The organism is Ligilactobacillus sp. RTP31139st1_D10_RTP31139_211217 (genome assembly GCF_040226755.1).
In the GTDB taxonomy this organism is placed as follows: Bacteria; Bacillota; Bacilli; order Lactobacillales; family Lactobacillaceae; genus Ligilactobacillus; species Ligilactobacillus animalis.
Genome location: NZ_JBCOAR010000004.1, coordinates 99,900 through 116,640, shown reverse-complemented (window position 1 = coordinate 116,640; position 16,741 = coordinate 99,900). Strand labels below are relative to the sequence as shown.

The following is a 16,741-nucleotide window of genomic DNA, read 5'->3' as shown; positions in this document are numbered from 1 at the left end:
ACACAACAAAAAAGCGAGGACTTAACAATGGAACAGATCCTTGAGTATATACAACGTATCGATGATCCAGATAACCGTTTGATCTTTGGCGACTTTATCAACTGGTTAATGACTGACTTTCCTGAATTAAAGCCAGAATACAAATGGAATCAGCCAATGTTCACCCATCATGGAACTTTTATCATCGGCTTTAGTGTTGCCACGAAGCATTTTACTGTGGCACCTGAAATGCGTACTTTTGAGCACTTTTTATCACAGATCAAAGACCTGAAGCTCAAACATGGTAAAAAGACTTTCCAGCTCCAATTTGGCCAAGATATCCCATACGACTTACTGCGTGCGCTCATCAATTATACGCTAGCAGACAAACAAAACGTTACTAGTTTTTAGGATAAACGTAAAGTTGGCGAATAAAAAAATACCGTAAATCTCATTAATACTACTATCAAACAAGGGACCTAGCTCGATGCACACACATACATCATGCTAGGTCCCTTGTTGTTCATACAGCACTGGTCGCCCACTCTTTTAACTAAAGTTCTCTCAAAACAAGATCATATCGGAGTATTTCTCTCTACGCCTGTAGCTTGCGAATTCGTTCCGTCAACATTTCATAAGAGCTGAGCAGTGAGAGCGACTCACTACTTTCTTATGCATTACTCGACCGTGGCAAGTGTTTCAACTTCCAACATCGACCCGAACATTCAGCATTTTCATATATTTGTATGATAACTGCCGTCTTGAGCGATGTACCTGCTTCTTTTCTTATACTGTTATTTCTAACATTCACAGCAACACACTTGGTTGGATATTACCAATGTAAACTATATTCATCCCTGAATAGTAGCAATATTAGCTTCTTCTCACTGAGCGTCTATTATCGTGTGGAAAAGTTCGGTACGTTAATTCTGGGCTACATTTGCATACCTCTTAGCCTCTTTTGCTTTTACAAAACGCCATGATGTCACCACCACTTTGATAGCCACTAGCCAGTATCCCAACTAGCAAACTACGAGGACTTAACCTCCGAGATATCTTAGCAAAGCGTTCAACTTCTCTGCACTAAGTTCGATATGATCTTGTTTTCAAAGAACTTTAGTGTCGCTATTATACACTCTTTATCCCTTTTGACAAGCTTTTTGACCAACAAAAACCCTCTTGCTGATCAAATGAGCCAAGAGGGAAAGTTAGTTATTCAATTATGATTACGCCTCTTTTGTCTTAGCAAATGCCAAGTAACCGCAAGCTACGGCACCTAATGCGATAAAAATAATTGCAGCGATCATATTGCCCTTAGAGACCATCGTAACTGCGATCGTTGCAAACAAACTGATGATCGTCAATAAGATACCAGATTTTTGCAATGTGTTGAGTTCATTGAATTTATCTTTGAAGCCAACTGCTAACATCAATGAGCCTGCAAATGAACCCAAGCCAAAGAGCACGTGTAAAACGATAAATAACATGTCCATCCCAGCACCTCCTTTTCCTTCTTTACTTAAAAATATACAGGATGTGTTAGGCAAACACAACTTTTTTGCCTTTTGCACAACAGATCACTTCACCTACTCTTGTGCTCTGATAAATTCAGCCAGCAAACTAGCCCGTTCGATCATTGAACTGACTTTAGCAAATTCCTTATCTGTATGCGCGCCATCGCCGACAACGCCTACACCATCTAAACACAGGTACATCTTGAGAAAGCCCAAATAGATCGTACCTGTGAATACCATGAGATGCGATCAAGAAATGTACCAGACTTGCCAACTAGTTGGTTCATAACGCGGATTCATAGTATTGACTCCCCATGTTCAAACCGTGATAATTGTGAGATCGAAACGCCCGCTGTGGCCAGATCTTTTAGCTTTAAGCCCCGTGCTTTACGAAACCTTTGAAAAACTTCCCCCAATTTTTGCATCCTTTTTCCCCCTTTGCATATCTGAGAAATTTTTTCAACAATAACACACTCTTTTTCAAAATAAAAGCACGAGCTTTTTAGCTTAAATCAGCTATAACTCGCGCTGCATCAATGATTTTTCATTAACTACTATCTATTAATTATAGATATCAATGCAAAATAAAAAGGATGCCCCGTCGCATCCTCAAAAAATATTATTTATAGTATCTTATTTCTTCTTCCACAAAAAAATCTTTCCATGCTTTCAAAATATCTTCAATATTTCCCTGAATAAATTCAGAAATTCTTTTTAGATCCTTCTTTGGAATATCAGCATGATTATTGGCTAACTTACAACTACCATCTTCTAATATCCAAAACTTAGCTGAAACCCTACTAGGTCTCTTAACAGCTACATGAATATGCACTGGTTCACTACCCTCATTAGACCAAAAGAATAATATATAACTACCGAATATCAATACATTAGGCAAGTGGAACACCACCAATTTTAGCATACTTAGTAATTAAGTTTGCATTATTGTTAAGTATTCTTTCGTTATTCTTTTTCTCAGCTTCTGTGAACCCCTCACTGTAAAGGTTGTTTTTACTTGGCAAAACATATCTTGCTTCCTTAAATCCCCAGTCACAAGGTTGCTCAAAGTGTACAAGTATTGTGCCATCTTCCATTTCCTGTGAATGAGTTACGATCAACGTACCTGGAAACTCAGCGTATGGATATAACATTTCTAGCACCTCCAAAATATTATTTTTAAAAATCTTCCTGGATCCCACAGAAAGTCCTTTCCGATTTTATGGGTAACTAGCCTACTACTCTAAAATAAATCACCCGTAAAGGTGAAATTTCTTGATCAATATTTCAAACGTAATTATATCATCCCATTTAACCGCATTCAATGTAAAGGCAGACTTACTCTAATCAATATTTCATGGTGACCTGAATACGAATGTAAAATAAAAAGGATGCCCAGTTGCATCCCCTTCATCGTTATAATTGATCTAAATATTGCCCATAGCCTTCTTTTTCCATTTCAGTATACGGGATAAAACGCAAAGCGGCTGAATTGATACAATAACGCAAACCACCTTGAGCTTTTGGTCCATCATTAAAAACATGACCTAAGTGAGAATCAGCTTGGCTGCTCTTGACTTCGGTCCGGTGCATAAAGTGCGAATAGTCAGCTTTAGTCGTCAAATTTTTTTGTTCGATCGGACGTGTAAAAGCAGGCCAACCACATCCAGAATCGTATTTATCTCTGGAAGAAAACAAGGGTTGTCCGCTCACGACGTCAACATAGATCCCTTTTTCAAAAAAATCATCATATTTGCCAGTAAATGCTCGTTCAGTCGCAGCATTTTGGGTCACTTCATAAGCAAGGTCCCCAATTTTTTGGCGAAGTTCAGCTTTATCCATAAGAAACCACCTCTCTAACGTTGGGCTTTTTTCATCAAGAAAAGAAAATACGGAGCACCGATAACTGAGACCACGATCCCTGTCGGCAAAGTATTTCCGATCAAAAATGTTCGTGTCAGCGTATCAGCCACTAAAAGTATCAGTGCCCCTAACAGCATAGTTGCCGGGATCCGAACCCGATGCCCAGCCGGAACGAATAGCTGACTCATATGGCCTGCTAAAAGTCCAATAAACACAATATTTCCTGCTATGATCACAGTTAATGATACCAATAAACTAGTTAAAATCAAAAGATCCCGCCTGGCTTTACGTAAATCTAAGCCTAAAGCCAAACTTGACTCTTCAGCCAAGGTCAACAAATCAAAGATCCGACTGCGATAATAAATAAGTCCCCACAAGATCAATAACAAGGGGGCCACTAAGCTCAAACTTGTCCAATTATCGCCCATGATCTTACCCGATAACCAATCGAGCATATAGGTCAACTTAGCTTGTTCAACGTGACCGACCACGGGCAAGATACTAGTCGATAAGATCGCAGAAAGCGTCACGCCTGTAATGATAAATTTGATCGGGTCAAGTGTACTTTGCTGCTTCTTGGCTAATTGATAGATCGACCAGCTAACAAGTAAGCCACCAATGACTGCAAATAGCGGTAAGACCTGCGACATATAGGATCCTTGGGGTAAATACCGCAAAGCAAAAGCGATCAGCAGACCTGCACCCGCGTTGATCCCTAATGTTCCTGAATCAGCCAGCGGATTTTGCGTTAGTGTCTGGAGTAATAAACCGCTCAAGCCAAGTGAAGCACCCGCTAGCAGACACGCTAAAATACGTGGCATTCGCAGTTCAAAGAGGACGAAATCTTGCGCTGGAGTCGCTTGTCCTGTCATAACATCCCAGAGTTCAACGAGATCAAGCTTAGCATTCCCCAGTGCCAACGCCAACACGACACTAACTATGAATAGACTCCCAGTAATGAGGAAAAATCTCTTTTTAGTCATAAAATTCCCCCTTGTGGATCATCCATAGAAAATACGGTAAACAAGTCACACTGACAACTGAGATCAATGGCGTCTCATATGGTGGCGCGATGAAGCGACTGAGTAGATCCGCCCAGATCATAAAAGTTGTTCCTAATAAAGCCGTTAGCGGTAAGATCTTTTGATAGACTGGACCCGTCCACTGTTTGACAACATGCGGAATGATCAATCCCACTAAAAATAAACTTCCAACTAAGGCAACAGCGGCGCCAGATAAGATCAAGACTAGACCTAGGAAAAATACCATAAAGCGCGTTGTTTTTTGACCTAAGGCGACCGAAAAAGTCTGTCCTAGGCTAAGGATCGTTAGCTGTTTAGCCCCGATAAAGGCTAACAGCAATCCCACCAAAATAAACGGTGCGATAACCTTTAACATCGCCCAATTGACGCCCACTAAGCCCCCTGCTTGCCAACCGATGATCGTCGGGGAAAGTTTAAAATACGTGACTAGTCCCTGCCCTAAAGCGGTGAACAAGGCCGAGACCATCGCACCAGCTAACAAAAGATACAGCGCTGAAAATCCGATCCGGGCTTGATACGATAAGACTAACACTAAAAACGCAGCAACGGTTGCCCCGAGTAGACAAAGTAACAAGATCATACTGTAATGTAAACTCTTAAAAAATAGATAGCCCAATGCTAAGGCTAATCCCGCTCCAGCATTGATCCCTAAAAGCCCTGGATCAGCGATCGCATTTCGCATCAAACCTTGCATGATCGCCCCCGCCGTGGCCATGGCAGCTCCAACTAACCCAGCTGCTAAAACGCGGGGCAAACGCAGATCGATCAAAATATCTTGCGTGGCCGTTTCTTTAAACGGATGTAACAATGTCGTCAGCAGTTCTTGTTGACTGTACGAAATAGCGCCGAAGCGTAGACCACAGTAAAGTCCCAGTAAGAAAAGCAGTGAAATAATAATGAGATAAACCGCAAACTTTTTGTTGCTAAAAGACATCTTATTCCCCTATTCCATTGCTTTTAATCCATTTTCGATCGTCTTTAATTCATACTCCAAACTCAGTGGATCGTTGAAATAAAAGGCATTCGCATTGACTTTTAAGATATGGCCCCGCTGGACTGCCGGGATCGAACGCCAAACATCACTTTCATAGAGTGAAGCGCCGGTCTTTTCGTCTTCAGCAGCAACGATCGCATAATCACCAATGTATTTAGGTAAAACTTCCTGGGATACTTCTAAATATCCAGCTTTAAATACATCATCAACAACTTTTTGCGGTGCTTTAAAGCCAAGTGCTTGATAGATAACTTCACCACCACGGCCCCAATTATTGCCAAAAAGATCAATATCTTTTTCATAGAGACCGATCACTGTAAATGTCGCATCTTCACCCAATTTAGCTTTGAGCTCTTTTCCTGCTTTAGCCGTCTTCTCATTCCAGTTCTTGATCCAATCTTTAGCTTGCTTTTCTTGATCGAATACTTTGCCAAAACTCGTCAAAATATTTAGATAATCTTGCTTACCATAATCGATCGCGATCGTTGGAGCGATCTTAGCTAGTTTATCGACATTTTTATCACTTGAGTCGATCACGATCAGATCAGGTTTTAAATTCACTAAGGCTTCTTGATCCTCACTGGATAAGACCTTGGCTTGGCTGACCTTATCTTTTAACACTGGATTTTTAGCATCATAAGGTGTCACAGCTACTGGTTCATAGCCTAATTTAAGCAAATAACCTGTGTACGTCGACGAAAGGCTTGCGATCCGCTTAGGTCGTTCTGGGATCGCACCATAATAATGAAAGCCTTCGATCTTAGGTTTGCTGGATAATTTTTCATTTTGGGTCGTGTTAGCCTTACCACAAGCAACTAACAGTAGACAGGTCAAACATAAACTAAATAAGACAAGTGCTTTTTTCATAGAAATCTCCTTTTATTTACATAACTGATAATTCAATAAGAGTGGTCGGCCACTGGTTGGATCTGAGATCAACTGGGCATTTATTCTAAAGACTTCACGCAAGACTTCTGGCGTCATTACCTCAGATACCCCACCTTGCTTGACGATCTTTCCCGCACTCATTGCGACTAATTCATCCGAAAAACGAGCTGCTAAGTTGAGGTCATGCAAGACCATGATGATCGTCTTATTTTCTTCTTGCCTTAACTTTTGTAAGATTTCCATGATCTCAAGTTGATGATTCATATCGAGGTACGTCGTTGGTTCATCAAGCACGATAATGTCGGTGTCTTGGACCAGTGTCATTGCGATAAAAACTCGTTGTCGCTGCCCACCAGACAATTCTTCGACCAAATTATCTTTTAAATGCTCAGTTGCGGTAAGCTCTAACGCCCAGTCGACCTTTTGTTTATCGCCTGCAGTCAAACGTCCAAAGCCTTTTTGATAGGGATAGCGACCATAAGACACCAGATCGTAGACTTTTGTTGCTGTCGTTAATTTAGGTGACTGCGGTAAAAAAGCAATTCTTCTAGCGATCTCTTTTGTATCCCAACTCAAAAGTGGTCTGCCATCAAGAGTAACTTCACCTTCTGTGACCGGCCATAAACGCGTCAAAGCCTTTAGCAAAGTCGATTTCCCACACCCGTTAGCTCCTATGATCGTGGTGATCTTGTTTGGCTCAAATGCTATCGATAGATCCGAGATAACATTTTTTTGTTGGTATGCTACTTGAATATTCTTGGCACTAAGTTCGATGATCTTTCTGCTATATAAAATGTAGAACAATATAGAAGTTTAAGTACATTCTTCTACATTGTTAGAAAGAATTATATAGTTTTTCCTTTCCTAATTTTATTTACTGCCGTCAACATTAGTATTCCCATATCCTAACGAGAGGGTGATGACAGTGACTAACTCTTACAGTTTAAGGGTGTAGCCCACCCCTGTATTTTTTAATTAATTAAAGCCAAAAGATTGTAAACCGCATTTTCATCTCTATCCATAATATTTCCACATTCATAACAGATATATTCGTTATGCTTAGTTCCATATTTTAGGTTGCCATTAAGCCCAACTTTTTCTTCACCAGTCTTAATATGACCGCATTTAGAACAACGTTGCGTACTTGGATAATATTTATCAGCTAAGATAAGTTTCTTACCGTTCCAATCGCACTTATAGCTCAATATCTGTCTGAAATAACCAAACATTGAACGTTGTAGCCCTTTGGAAGCGACATGAGTCATCTGCATTTCTTTAACCGCCAAGTCTTCAATTACGATCTTGTCGTATTCTTCAACTAATTGAGTTGTAAACTTCTGCATAATATCATGTTGAATATTAGCTACTTTGCGATAATCACGTTGCAACTTGGCTATCGTCTTAACACACCTTTACTATCCCAAATTTGCAAAGTTCTGACTGTAACACCTAAACGTTCAGCCATTTCTTTCGGTTTTAACATTGTCATAATAACCACCCACATTTTTACTTCTTTCCATGGTTTGTTATAACAAATTTTTCTACATTATTCTATGTTTTTGGTAATAGTTAACCACTCCTTTCGCTGATTCTATCGTAACAAATAGAGTATATCATAAATTTTAGATGATTCGCTAAATAAAAGTAAGCGTTTTTATAAACTGTACAAAAATAGGGCCCCTCCTCACTACGGGGGCCCTCAAAATACTATCAGAAATCATATACTTCTAGGCTATCCATACCATTTCCTGATCGTTTACCAAGATAATGTCTTGACCTTTTAATTTTCCTAATTTATAACGATCTCATATCGTTGCTTTAAAGAATTTAAATGTGAAAAATCAATATATCCATCTCTTTGTAGTCTACCAACAACAATTCCAGGTTGAATTTTAATATCCTCAGCAAATTTTTCCACCGCAGCACGTGAGAAATCCTTACTTTTAATAAATTCTGCATAATCCTTAGGCTTGATCAAAAAATTCTGTGCGAATTTATCAGCATCGGCCTCTAAATTCTCAATGTTTATTTTGCTATTGACCTCAATATCTTTATCAACAGAAACGATAATATGAGCTTTTTTCTTTTGAAAAACATGCCTGATCTCGTGGAATAACGCAAACCAAAATACATCTGAATACTTACGCCTATCGCTCAACGCTAATAAAACTTTATATTCCCTCAGCCATTTTACTGCACCATTGATACCACAATTTTTCAAATTTGGTACCATAACAAAGGCTATTCCTGATTCTTCAAAAACATTACGTAACTTTGGTAAAAAATCTTCAGGAGCTTCTAATGTCATTTTACAGATACAATCAAGCTTAGAACTTAAATATTTTAAGTTTACAGGCTTAGTTACCGTACTATTAGCCATATTTATCGCTGTTTGGATTCATGCATTTGCGTTTATCACATTTTTCTCTTGTACTTCTGTCACTGCCGTCTTATATTGCACCAAAAAATTACTATTCTGCAAAACCGTCAAAGATGATACTTTCAAATAGCGTCTTAATTCTTCAATTCTTTCTTCTATTTTCGATGTTTGCTTGACCCAACCATGCCTGACCCAAAAGGAATAATTCATCTGTTTGAAAACTTTTTTATCCTCCTCAAGTTGCTAGGCTTTCCTTATCAAATCTAGTTCGGCTAAATATCGCTCATTTAAATTTTTCCACAAGATCTCTGATGTCCCAAAAGATAATGCCAATCCTCGAATCAGTTCAGGACTTAGTTTCTCGATTTTGCCATTGACCAAGTTACTGATCGTCTTCTCACTCGTCCCTAAACGATCAGCAAGCTCACTTTGCTTTATTCCTTGAGAACTTAAATATTGTTTTACATAATATCCCGGATGAAAAGCAACCAGCGCTCCATTGCTGACAACATTATTCATAGTGTTTCGAGACCTGCTATATAAAATGTAATCAAACATATTCAACTTGTTACATTTGAATATATTTGAGAAAGAATTATATAGTTTTTCCTTTCTTAATTTTATTTACTACCGTCAACATTAGTATTCCCATATCCTAACAAGAGGGTAATGGAACTAAGTATTAAAGTACATTATCAACAAAATTATAAAGATGATCCTTCAACGACTTCTACTATTATACAGACTTAACTGATTCGCCACTTTAAATTTTTTTTACTTGGGATTTTAGTACTTCATATCCTAATTTATCAATAGAATTTTCGATATCTTTTATCGATACTTTTTCATCGTCAAATTCTGCTCTTACCTTGCTTGAATTAAATAGTACCTTTACGCTCTCTTTATTTACCCCTTCTAAGGATTTCACACCGTTTTCTATTTTTTGCATACAAGATGGACAAGTTAATGTTTCTAATTGAATCGTTGCTTTTTGCATATTTCATTTCTCCTTTGATATATTTATCTATTTTAAATTGATTTAGATTAAAAATTTTATTTTCATAATTTATAGCGAAGAAGTCTCATAGCATTTAGAATCACTACTAATATACTCGCTTCGTGTACTAACATACCGATTGACATATTCATCCATTCACTAAAGAATACGCTGGCAAGCAGGACTAATACAACTCCTACTGCAATAATTATATTTTGAAGCATATTATTAGCTGTTGCTTTTGTTAAACCTAGTGCATATGGCAAGCGGCTGAAATCAGAGTTCATTAAAACAACATCTGAAGTTTCAATGGCTACATCTGTTCCACTTCCCATAGCAATTCCTATTTGTGCTAGAGCTAGTGAAGGACTATCATTTACTCCGTCCCCAACAAATGCAACAATTTGACCTCTTTCTTGCAGTGCTTTAATATATGCTGATTTATCTTCCGGCAACATGTGTCCGTGGGCTTCGGTGAGTCCAAGTTCACGCGCCACCAAATCCACGGTTCCTTGATTATCACCTGAAAGAACGACTAGATTTTTAACACCAAGTTTTTTCAGCTGTTGAAGATCTTCTTTGACACCAGGACGAATTTGATCACGAATTCCTATCAATACCTTTAATTCACCATCAACGGATGTTAGAACCAGTGAATTTCCATTCTCCTCGAATCTGGCAATATCTCCTCGAACTTTTTCACTTAAAAGAACATTTTCTTGTTCCATCAATGCGACATTCCCGACCGCAACTCTATGACCTTCTACATGAGCTACAATTCCTCCGCCTTTGACAACCACCGTTTTTTCAACGGTATATGATTTTGTATCTCCAATATATTCCACAACCGCTTTTGCTAATGGATGGTCGGATTCCTTTTCAACACTTGACAGATAAGCTAATACTTCGTCTACATTATCTACATAAATTTCTTTATCCGCTACTTTAGGATTTCCTATTGTTAATGTTCCAGTTTTGTCAAATACCATGGTGTCTAGTCTGCTAAAATCACTAATTACCTCGCTGCCTTTTAGAAGAACACTATGACGTGCTCCATTACCAATACCTGCAACATTTGAAACAGGGACACCGATTACCAATGCTCCTGGGCATCCTAAAACTAATATCGTGATTGCAAGTTCAATATCCCTTGAAATGAGCCCTACAATAAAAGAGAGACCTAAAACAGCAGGGGTATAATATTTAGAGAATCTATCAATAAAGCGTTCTGCCTCTGATTTTGAATCCTGTGCTTCTTCCACTAACTCAATGATTTTACCAAAAGTAGTGTCTTCACCTACACGGTCAGCTGTGATTTGCAGTGTGCCATTTTCTAAAATTGTTCCAGCATATACTCCTGAATCTTTCTTTTTGCTTACTGGAACTGCTTCACCTGTAATACTTGCTTCATTAATGTGCCCTTCTCCTGTCAACACTGTACCATCAACTGGAATTTTTGCACCTGTTTTAACAAGTAAAATATCACCGACATCAACCTCTTCTATTTCGACTTCTTCAAACTCACCATTTTTCAGTTGCTTTAGAGCAACTTCTGGCGCCATTTCAGTTAATTCTTTTATTGCAGAACGTGTTTTATTAAGTGTCCTTTGTTCTAAATAAGCTCCAAATAGAAATAAGAACGTAACGATTGCCGATTCTTCATAGTTCTTGATTATAAAAGCTCCGATAACTGCAATAGTAACTAAAACATCGATACTGACAACTTTGACCTTCAATGCTTGATACGCTTGGATAGCAATCGGTATAACTCCTAAAACGGAGGCGATTATTAGTGACCATATGGCTATAGGTTCGTTTTTAAATCCTAATTTACTAACATATGCAATTATTATTAAAATTGCACTTACTATGGTAATATGATTCTTCTTTTCTAAAATGAATTTTTGCATATTCATGCTCCTTCATCTTATAATTTTTAGTAATCTAGTATTGATTTATTTTATGATCCATAGGCTCTATCTATTTCTGCCAACATGTTATATACTGCTTCATAGCTTTCACAAACATCATCTGGAACTGTATAATTATCTGTAATTTCACGCAACTTTACAAATTCATCTACTAAGTCAGGTTTTCCCGCTCCTGCATCTTCTACTTTTTTTACAAGCCTATCAAATACTTTACGCACTTGGTGAGATTCCGGGTGATTACCGCCATGAACTCGTGCTACAACTGGTACATATTGTGCCAATAGTTTTAAATGAGTTTCCTTTTCTTGATTAAATTTTACTTGTTTTGACATGTTTTTCCTTCTTTCTTTTATCTTTGACTTGATTACATCATACAAGCGATTAAAAGAAATTAAATTGACCTAAATCAAGTTTATGCATTTTTGCGTAAATATTTGCGTTTTTTGCCTAAAAATATAAAACAGTTGAAGTTTTGAAGTGACTCCAACTGTTTTATGTTTCATTTTATGACTATCATTTATACTAACAACAAACCATCTAAATTCAAAATCTCAATCTTTCTACTTGTTTTTTGTTTTATATAACCTTCATTCTCAAAATCAGCCAACTTTCTACTTACCGTTTCAGGTGTAGTTCCTAAGTAAGAAGCTAAATCCTTTCTATTCATTGGCAATTCAATTTCCATTGAACCCTCACCATCATCCATACATTCTGCAAGAAACAGCGCTAATCTAGCATCCACTTTTTCTGTAGTGAATCTGGTTGTTTGTTTTTCTAATGTTTCCAATCGGTTAGAAAGTTCTGATAAGAACTTCAAAGATATCGTAGGGTACTTTAATAAAAATTCTTGTAAATCATTTTTACTAATCATACACACATCGGTATTGCTCATTGCTTCTGCATACGCTTCATGGATCGATTCACGAAACAAAGCTAGTTCTCCAGTAAAATCTCCAGGATTTAAAATTCTCAATAATTGTTCTTTTCCAGACTCAGATAAACGGTAGATTCTAATTTTACCCTTACTTACAACATATAAGGCATTGGATGTATCTCCCTCCCGATAAACCATTTGACCCTTTTTATATGAAATTGACTTCATCACTTTCATAATTTCATCCATCTGCTCTTCTTCTAAATGATTAAAGATCGGAACGACACTGATACATGAAGCTTGTGAATCTGATTTATCTCTGTGATGATGAGTGTGAGAGGAAGTATTACACCCATTTTTTCTTATATCTTGTTTGGAATCCTTTTTCGACATTTAACCACTCCTTTCATAACTTCTTGTGGACTTGTTTATCTCTTCCAAATATTCATGTTTATATCGAACACGAGGAAATTCCCAAACATTTCCTGGTACTCTTTGTGTGTTATAAGGTTGGGGTGGATTTTTCCTATAATCAATTAACCCCCCTTTTAGCTCCGGTTTTTGCTTCAACTAAAATATCTTCATGATTAAAAGTATGCTTTGTTTTATCGCTTTTTGCGACCATCAATATTGGCTCATATAGGGAACCGTATTTCTTCTTAGATTGAACTCCAGAACTATCATATACCCATACAATATCATTAATTATAATGGATATATAAGACATGTTCTGGGTCGAATTCATTAAATAGAATACCGTTATCCTTTAAAACTCTAAAGCATTCGTCGATCCATCTGTAACACCAATTTAGGTATTCGTTTTCACCCCCATGAATCGCTTTCATTACCAAAATCTTTCCCTAAATTATAAGGTGGATCAGCAAAAATCAAATCTACTGATTTATCCTTAATTGATTTTAATGTCGATATACAGTCATTGAATATGGTTAAAGAATCCTCAGATTCGACATATTCAAAATTAGTGTCATTAAATAGCCGTATCATTCATCGATCTCTTTTTAGTTGGTTTCAGAATAAGTGATTGATCTTCCCTATTCAGATATATATCGAAATGTGTCTCCCCCTTTTTCTACACTCATATTTTGTAGAATTGTTTTTGGCAAACGTATTCTCATATCTTGTTGCAAAATATATGTGTCTAAGTAAACTAATTCGTTACCCATATTAGCCCCTCCAATCTTCCAGTCTGATTATAGGCTAAAAATAGTCTGAAGCCAATTACTTTTCATTATGCGTATTGTCAACTCACCTTTATTTTGCCAAGCAGCTTATCAACTCACCAACTCAATAAATATATCGGCTGATAACTTTTCTAACTCACCACTCTTAGATATCTTCCCATAAAGCAAAAATCCGTGATTATCCTTCCGGTTTATAACCAGACCTCAAATCACGGAAAGCCTTTATTTACTTACCTTTTTACAGTCTTACTTATCAGCCCTTGACATCAATACAACCGTCTCAACGTGCCACGAGCTGATACTATCAATTAGACATCTCTTAACCCCTTGGTATGACTGGCTTTTTCACTCTTAGATTGATTTACTTGCTGATGTTTAAGGTTGGGGTGTGGGGAGAATTAAATTATTCACTCTTAACGAATTAGATAAAAATCCCATAATAAATAAAAAGCAATGCAATAAAAATTACATCACTTTTTATAAATACAGAACTAATTATCAGGATGTTACGCTAACTGTTTCATCGTAGATTTTCTTAAGCTCTTCAACACTTAAATCAGTTACTTCATGGGCAAAGTTGATAATATAATCTTCATCAAGTCCTTGTTGCAAAGACAATTCTATTATTCGCTTAGCATTCTTTATTGCGTTTTGTAGCTCGCCTTCTTGTAAACCTTCTTGTCTTGCATAGTAGGATCTTTCGATTAGTTCTCTTTCAAGAGTCATATAGGTTCCCTTCCTTTCTGTATTTTTCTTCAGTTCTTTAACACTATTGTCCAATTCTTGCGTAAACTCATCGGTTACTCGGTTGTTATGAATGTAAGTTAAGAATGCCCTTAAACCTTTAGAAATGCCAGTCCATTTTTTAGCTCTAGCGTTAAAGGCTATATTATGCTCACCAGTTTCTACCGTAATTGATAAGTCTTGTTTTATTCAATATCATATCTAGGTAAATCTAAGCCGAATGGATCATAATCACAGATAAAAATAACGTAAGTATGATTTTTTTAGCAAAGGGAGTTCCACTCTTTAGTGAGTTAACACCTAGCGTATTTTGATAATAAGCCATGCGGTAACCTAAATCATGCTTTAATGTCCTTTAGTACATCTTTACTTTATTGTATAAGATACCTGATCAGCTATATTACAAATTTCAGAAACCCTTGCAATTATAGCGACTATAACCATAGAAGAGAAATTAGTCTCTATAATCATCCCATTATCTAATTTTTCTGGATTTCTAGCACTATTAAATAACATTCGCCCAACTTGGTCATTATTCTTAACATGTTCAAAATTCAAGCTATCTTTATTCCAAATATCATTTAAAAAAGTAATCAACATTTGACGCCATGAATTAATCTGATATTCTTTGCCACTAATGGTAATTGCAACAGGTTTCTTACCAGTCACATCAATGGTTTGGTCAATTGCATATTCACCGGTGACTTCTTCTTCACTAGTTTCTTTCATCATTGGCATTGGGAAAATTTTTAGTAATTCTTCAGTAAGTTTTCCAGTCCGTTCGATAATAGCATCTTTGCCCCATTGTTCATACATGGTTGCTACTTCACGAGTAAGTGATATATTTGAATTATTATAGAATTCAATCTTTTCAGAGTATGATTTATTACTCATCTCTTGATTATATTTCGTAAGTGTTAAATTACCAATTGTCCCACCATACTGTTCCTTAACTCTTTCAGCATTTGGAACCTGCAACCGCCATTCAGCATTCAATCTCTGTGGCATAATATGTTCAACTTGTGCATCATCAAAGTTAATCGTTTCTTTAGTTCGATTTTCTTCTAAAACAGTCAATACTAGCTTAGCAAGATGATTTCGTTGATGGTAAATGTCGACCTTCATTAGACTATCAGCTACTTTTCGATCATCAGGAAATTTAGCTTTCAACAAACGTAGTAGTCTGTTCTCCAATTTTCCATCCGATTTAGATAAATCACACAGCGAAACCACCATTTTATTTAACCCATTTGTTGGCATTTGACAAACCTTTAATCGGAATAAATATCCTTCTAAAATATGTGCCAACTTATTGGCTTTTTCTTGTTTAATTACATCTAAACTTACCAATTCCATCAATAACATTAAATATGGGAATAAAACTCTACTATCCATCATATTAATGTGCTCCATTGTTTTATTGAATTGGTCATCATCAGATTGGCAATGTAGTAGTTGGTTATAGTACCCAGCAAACTTAAACAAATCTGCCAAAGCATCCTCTGAATCTAATCTACTAGTATTAAAATATTCTTTATAGCTTTCATAAACCTCATTTTTCTTAACTGACGTATGGGTCTTTACGACCAGGTAATGACGTATAAATTCAGCAAAAACCGATGTAACAAACATTTGCTCAATCTTTATCCAGTACTTCTTATAAAGTTCGGACTGCTTTTGTGAATCAAGCTTCATCAAAAGAAAATTTCGTACTAAATCAGACGGTAAAAGCGATACCCCTGTAGAATTCAAGCTTTCAAAAATAACTTGTGGATTCTCCTCACTATTACTACTTAGCTCGATGTAAACCATATTGAAATGATTCATTGCTTCATATAATTTAGCACTTTCAATGTTTGAGTTCTTAACTAACCTTTTAAATAACATATAATTTTCAATAACTTTGGATGGCTTTTTAAAAGCCACAGTTCCATTCATAACTGAGTTAAATGCCTCATAATCATGCTCTACCGGTTTTAGTTTTAAATGGTTATTATCATTCAAGTATTTATTAGTTAAGTATTGCTCTTCAATTTCGGCCTTATTTTGTTTATCCGTATCAGCCAAGGCTTTAAGTAGTAATGTCAAGCTCGTAAGTCGCTGTTGGCCATCAATAATACGGTATATTCTACTCATCTGATTCCCAGTTTCTGTAACATACACAATCGCCCCAATAAAATGGTCGATATTATTTTGTGCTACATTGATTAAATCATTAAAGAGTTGCTCACATTGCTCTTTTCCCCATTCATAATTTCTCTGAAAAACCGGAATCTCAAAAATTGTTTTCGAACTTCCTAAAAATTCAAATAGTCGTACACTATCCGCCTTCATC

19 protein-coding genes and 3 pseudogenes are annotated in these 16,741 nt (G+C 36.7%); 1 reads left to right on the top strand and 21 read right to left on the bottom strand.

The window, feature by feature from the left end; all coding sequences use genetic code 11:
• Positions 1–27: 27 nt before the first annotated feature.
• Positions 28–390 (top strand): iron chaperone, encoded by a 363-nt coding sequence (locus ABT996_RS03785; protein WP_035447434.1) that lies wholly within the window; start codon positions 28–30, stop codon positions 388–390.
• A gap of 815 nt (positions 391–1,205) precedes the next feature.
• Here ABT996_RS03785 and ABT996_RS03780 read toward each other — a convergent pair.
• The 21 genes and pseudogenes from ABT996_RS03780 to ABT996_RS03680 all read right to left on the bottom strand — a co-directional run bounded on the left by ABT996_RS03780 (position 1,206) and on the right by ABT996_RS03680 (position 16,740).
• Positions 1,206–1,472, bottom strand: a complete 267-nt coding sequence (locus ABT996_RS03780; protein WP_005922582.1) for a hypothetical protein — start codon at positions 1,470–1,472, stop codon at positions 1,206–1,208.
• A gap of 93 nt (positions 1,473–1,565) precedes the next feature.
• Positions 1,566–1,733 (bottom strand): M20 family metallopeptidase, encoded by a 168-nt coding sequence (locus ABT996_RS03775; protein WP_143452063.1) that lies wholly within the window; start codon positions 1,731–1,733, stop codon positions 1,566–1,568.
• 59 nt (positions 1,734–1,792) lie between these two features.
• Positions 1,793–1,918 (bottom strand): annotated as a pseudogene (locus ABT996_RS03770) (helix-turn-helix domain-containing protein); the annotation flags it as partial.
• 194 nt (positions 1,919–2,112) lie between these two features.
• Positions 2,113–2,400 carry a DUF4160 domain-containing protein gene (locus tag ABT996_RS03765; protein WP_373878869.1) on the bottom strand — a complete coding sequence of 96 codons (288 nt, stop codon included), beginning with the start codon at positions 2,398–2,400 and terminating at the stop codon, positions 2,113–2,115.
• Complete coding sequence (locus ABT996_RS03760) at positions 2,384–2,644, bottom strand: hypothetical protein (protein WP_010689503.1); 261 nt, start codon at positions 2,642–2,644, stop codon at positions 2,384–2,386. The genes ABT996_RS03765 and ABT996_RS03760 overlap by 17 nt, the downstream gene beginning before the upstream one ends.
• Positions 2,645–2,906: 262 nt before the next feature.
• Entirely contained in the window at positions 2,907–3,332 is a 426-nt protein-coding gene (gene msrB, locus ABT996_RS03755; protein WP_010689504.1) for a peptide-methionine (R)-S-oxide reductase MsrB, read from the bottom strand.
• Positions 3,333–3,346: 14 nt separating this feature from the next.
• The gene (locus ABT996_RS03750) at positions 3,347–4,336 is read right to left on the bottom strand and encodes a FecCD family ABC transporter permease (RefSeq protein WP_035447435.1); all 990 of its coding nucleotides are present in this window, start codon (positions 4,334–4,336) and stop codon (positions 3,347–3,349) included.
• Positions 4,329–5,330: a FecCD family ABC transporter permease gene (locus ABT996_RS03745; RefSeq protein WP_035447437.1), complete on the bottom strand. Its 1,002-nt coding sequence runs from the start codon at positions 5,328–5,330 to the stop codon at positions 4,329–4,331. Before ABT996_RS03745 ends, ABT996_RS03750 begins: the two co-directional genes overlap by 8 nt.
• Positions 5,331–5,339: 9 nt before the next feature.
• Positions 5,340–6,257, bottom strand: coding sequence for an iron-hydroxamate ABC transporter substrate-binding protein (locus tag ABT996_RS03740; RefSeq protein WP_035447438.1), 918 nt, complete (start codon positions 6,255–6,257; stop codon positions 5,340–5,342).
• Positions 6,258–6,269: 12 nt separating this feature from the next.
• Positions 6,270–7,055 (bottom strand): ABC transporter ATP-binding protein, encoded by a 786-nt coding sequence (locus tag ABT996_RS03735; protein WP_035447624.1) that lies wholly within the window; start codon positions 7,053–7,055, stop codon positions 6,270–6,272.
• 194 nt (positions 7,056–7,249) lie between these two features.
• Positions 7,250–7,684, bottom strand: a pseudogene (locus tag ABT996_RS03730) (RNA-guided endonuclease InsQ/TnpB family protein); the annotation flags it as partial.
• Positions 7,678–7,767: pseudogene (locus tag ABT996_RS03725) on the bottom strand (MerR family DNA-binding transcriptional regulator); the annotation flags it as partial. The pseudogenes ABT996_RS03730 and ABT996_RS03725, both read right to left, overlap by 7 nt.
• Positions 7,768–8,067: 300 nt before the next feature.
• Positions 8,068–8,658, bottom strand: a complete 591-nt coding sequence (locus ABT996_RS03720) for an ImmA/IrrE family metallo-endopeptidase (protein WP_052006328.1) — start codon at positions 8,656–8,658, stop codon at positions 8,068–8,070.
• A gap of 243 nt (positions 8,659–8,901) precedes the next feature.
• Positions 8,902–9,177 (bottom strand): helix-turn-helix transcriptional regulator, encoded by a 276-nt coding sequence (locus ABT996_RS03715; RefSeq protein WP_052006330.1) that lies wholly within the window; start codon positions 9,175–9,177, stop codon positions 8,902–8,904.
• A gap of 244 nt (positions 9,178–9,421) precedes the next feature.
• A complete protein-coding gene (locus tag ABT996_RS03710; protein ID WP_016174972.1) occupies positions 9,422–9,655 on the bottom strand; it encodes a heavy-metal-associated domain-containing protein in 234 nt (77 codons plus the stop codon).
• 62 nt (positions 9,656–9,717) lie between these two features.
• Positions 9,718–11,565 (bottom strand): heavy metal translocating P-type ATPase, encoded by a 1,848-nt coding sequence (locus ABT996_RS03705; protein WP_035447440.1) that lies wholly within the window; start codon positions 11,563–11,565, stop codon positions 9,718–9,720.
• Between the two features lie 50 nt (positions 11,566–11,615).
• Entirely contained in the window at positions 11,616–11,918 is a 303-nt protein-coding gene (locus ABT996_RS03700) for a hypothetical protein (protein ID WP_005917836.1), read from the bottom strand.
• Positions 11,919–12,103: 185 nt separating this feature from the next.
• A complete protein-coding gene (locus tag ABT996_RS03695) occupies positions 12,104–12,853 on the bottom strand; it encodes a Crp/Fnr family transcriptional regulator (protein WP_035447442.1) in 750 nt (249 codons plus the stop codon).
• A gap of 308 nt (positions 12,854–13,161) precedes the next feature.
• Positions 13,162–13,305 (bottom strand): DNA methyltransferase, encoded by a 144-nt coding sequence (locus tag ABT996_RS03690; protein WP_316134472.1) that lies wholly within the window; start codon positions 13,303–13,305, stop codon positions 13,162–13,164.
• Between the two features lie 855 nt (positions 13,306–14,160).
• Positions 14,161–14,388 (bottom strand): hypothetical protein, encoded by a 228-nt coding sequence (locus ABT996_RS03685; protein WP_035447445.1) that lies wholly within the window; start codon positions 14,386–14,388, stop codon positions 14,161–14,163.
• A gap of 384 nt (positions 14,389–14,772) precedes the next feature.
• Positions 14,773–16,740: a DUF262 domain-containing protein gene (locus tag ABT996_RS03680; protein ID WP_035447448.1), complete on the bottom strand. Its 1,968-nt coding sequence runs from the start codon at positions 16,738–16,740 to the stop codon at positions 14,773–14,775.
• Position 16,741 lies beyond the last annotated feature (1 nt).

Bases quoted from the DNA above. Each gene is read 5' to 3' on its own strand.
- ABT996_RS03705 (WP_035447440.1), bottom strand. From the start codon at position 11,565: ATGCAAAAATTCATTTTAGAAAAGAAGAATCATATTACCATAGTAAGT.
- ABT996_RS03760 (WP_010689503.1), bottom strand. From the start codon at position 2,644: ATGTTATATCCATACGCTGAGTTTCCAGGTACGTTGATCGTAACTCAT.
- ABT996_RS03680 (WP_035447448.1), bottom strand. From the start codon at position 16,740: ATGAAGGCGGATAGTGTACGACTATTTGAATTTTTAGGAAGTTCGAAA.
- ABT996_RS03715 (WP_052006330.1), bottom strand. From the start codon at position 9,177: ATGAATAATGTTGTCAGCAATGGAGCGCTGGTTGCTTTTCATCCGGGA.
- ABT996_RS03685 (WP_035447445.1), bottom strand. From the start codon at position 14,388: ATGACTCTTGAAAGAGAACTAATCGAAAGATCCTACTATGCAAGACAA.
- ABT996_RS03785 (WP_035447434.1), top strand. From the start codon at position 28: ATGGAACAGATCCTTGAGTATATACAACGTATCGATGATCCAGATAAC.
- ABT996_RS03720 (WP_052006328.1), bottom strand. From the start codon at position 8,658: ATGGCTAATAGTACGGTAACTAAGCCTGTAAACTTAAAATATTTAAGT.
- ABT996_RS03775 (WP_143452063.1), bottom strand. From the start codon at position 1,733: ATGGTATTCACAGGTACGATCTATTTGGGCTTTCTCAAGATGTACCTG.
- ABT996_RS03700 (WP_005917836.1), bottom strand. From the start codon at position 11,918: ATGTCAAAACAAGTAAAATTTAATCAAGAAAAGGAAACTCATTTAAAA.
- ABT996_RS03780 (WP_005922582.1), bottom strand. From the start codon at position 1,472: ATGGACATGTTATTTATCGTTTTACACGTGCTCTTTGGCTTGGGTTCA.
- ABT996_RS03750 (WP_035447435.1), bottom strand. From the start codon at position 4,336: ATGACTAAAAAGAGATTTTTCCTCATTACTGGGAGTCTATTCATAGTT.
- ABT996_RS03710 (WP_016174972.1), bottom strand. From the start codon at position 9,655: ATGCAAAAAGCAACGATTCAATTAGAAACATTAACTTGTCCATCTTGT.
- ABT996_RS03695 (WP_035447442.1), bottom strand. From the start codon at position 12,853: ATGTCGAAAAAGGATTCCAAACAAGATATAAGAAAAAATGGGTGTAAT.
- ABT996_RS03745 (WP_035447437.1), bottom strand. From the start codon at position 5,330: ATGTCTTTTAGCAACAAAAAGTTTGCGGTTTATCTCATTATTATTTCA.
- ABT996_RS03690 (WP_316134472.1), bottom strand. From the start codon at position 13,305: ATGAAAGCGATTCATGGGGGTGAAAACGAATACCTAAATTGGTGTTAC.
- ABT996_RS03740 (WP_035447438.1), bottom strand. From the start codon at position 6,257: ATGAAAAAAGCACTTGTCTTATTTAGTTTATGTTTGACCTGTCTACTG.
- msrB (WP_010689504.1), bottom strand. From the start codon at position 3,332: ATGGATAAAGCTGAACTTCGCCAAAAAATTGGGGACCTTGCTTATGAA.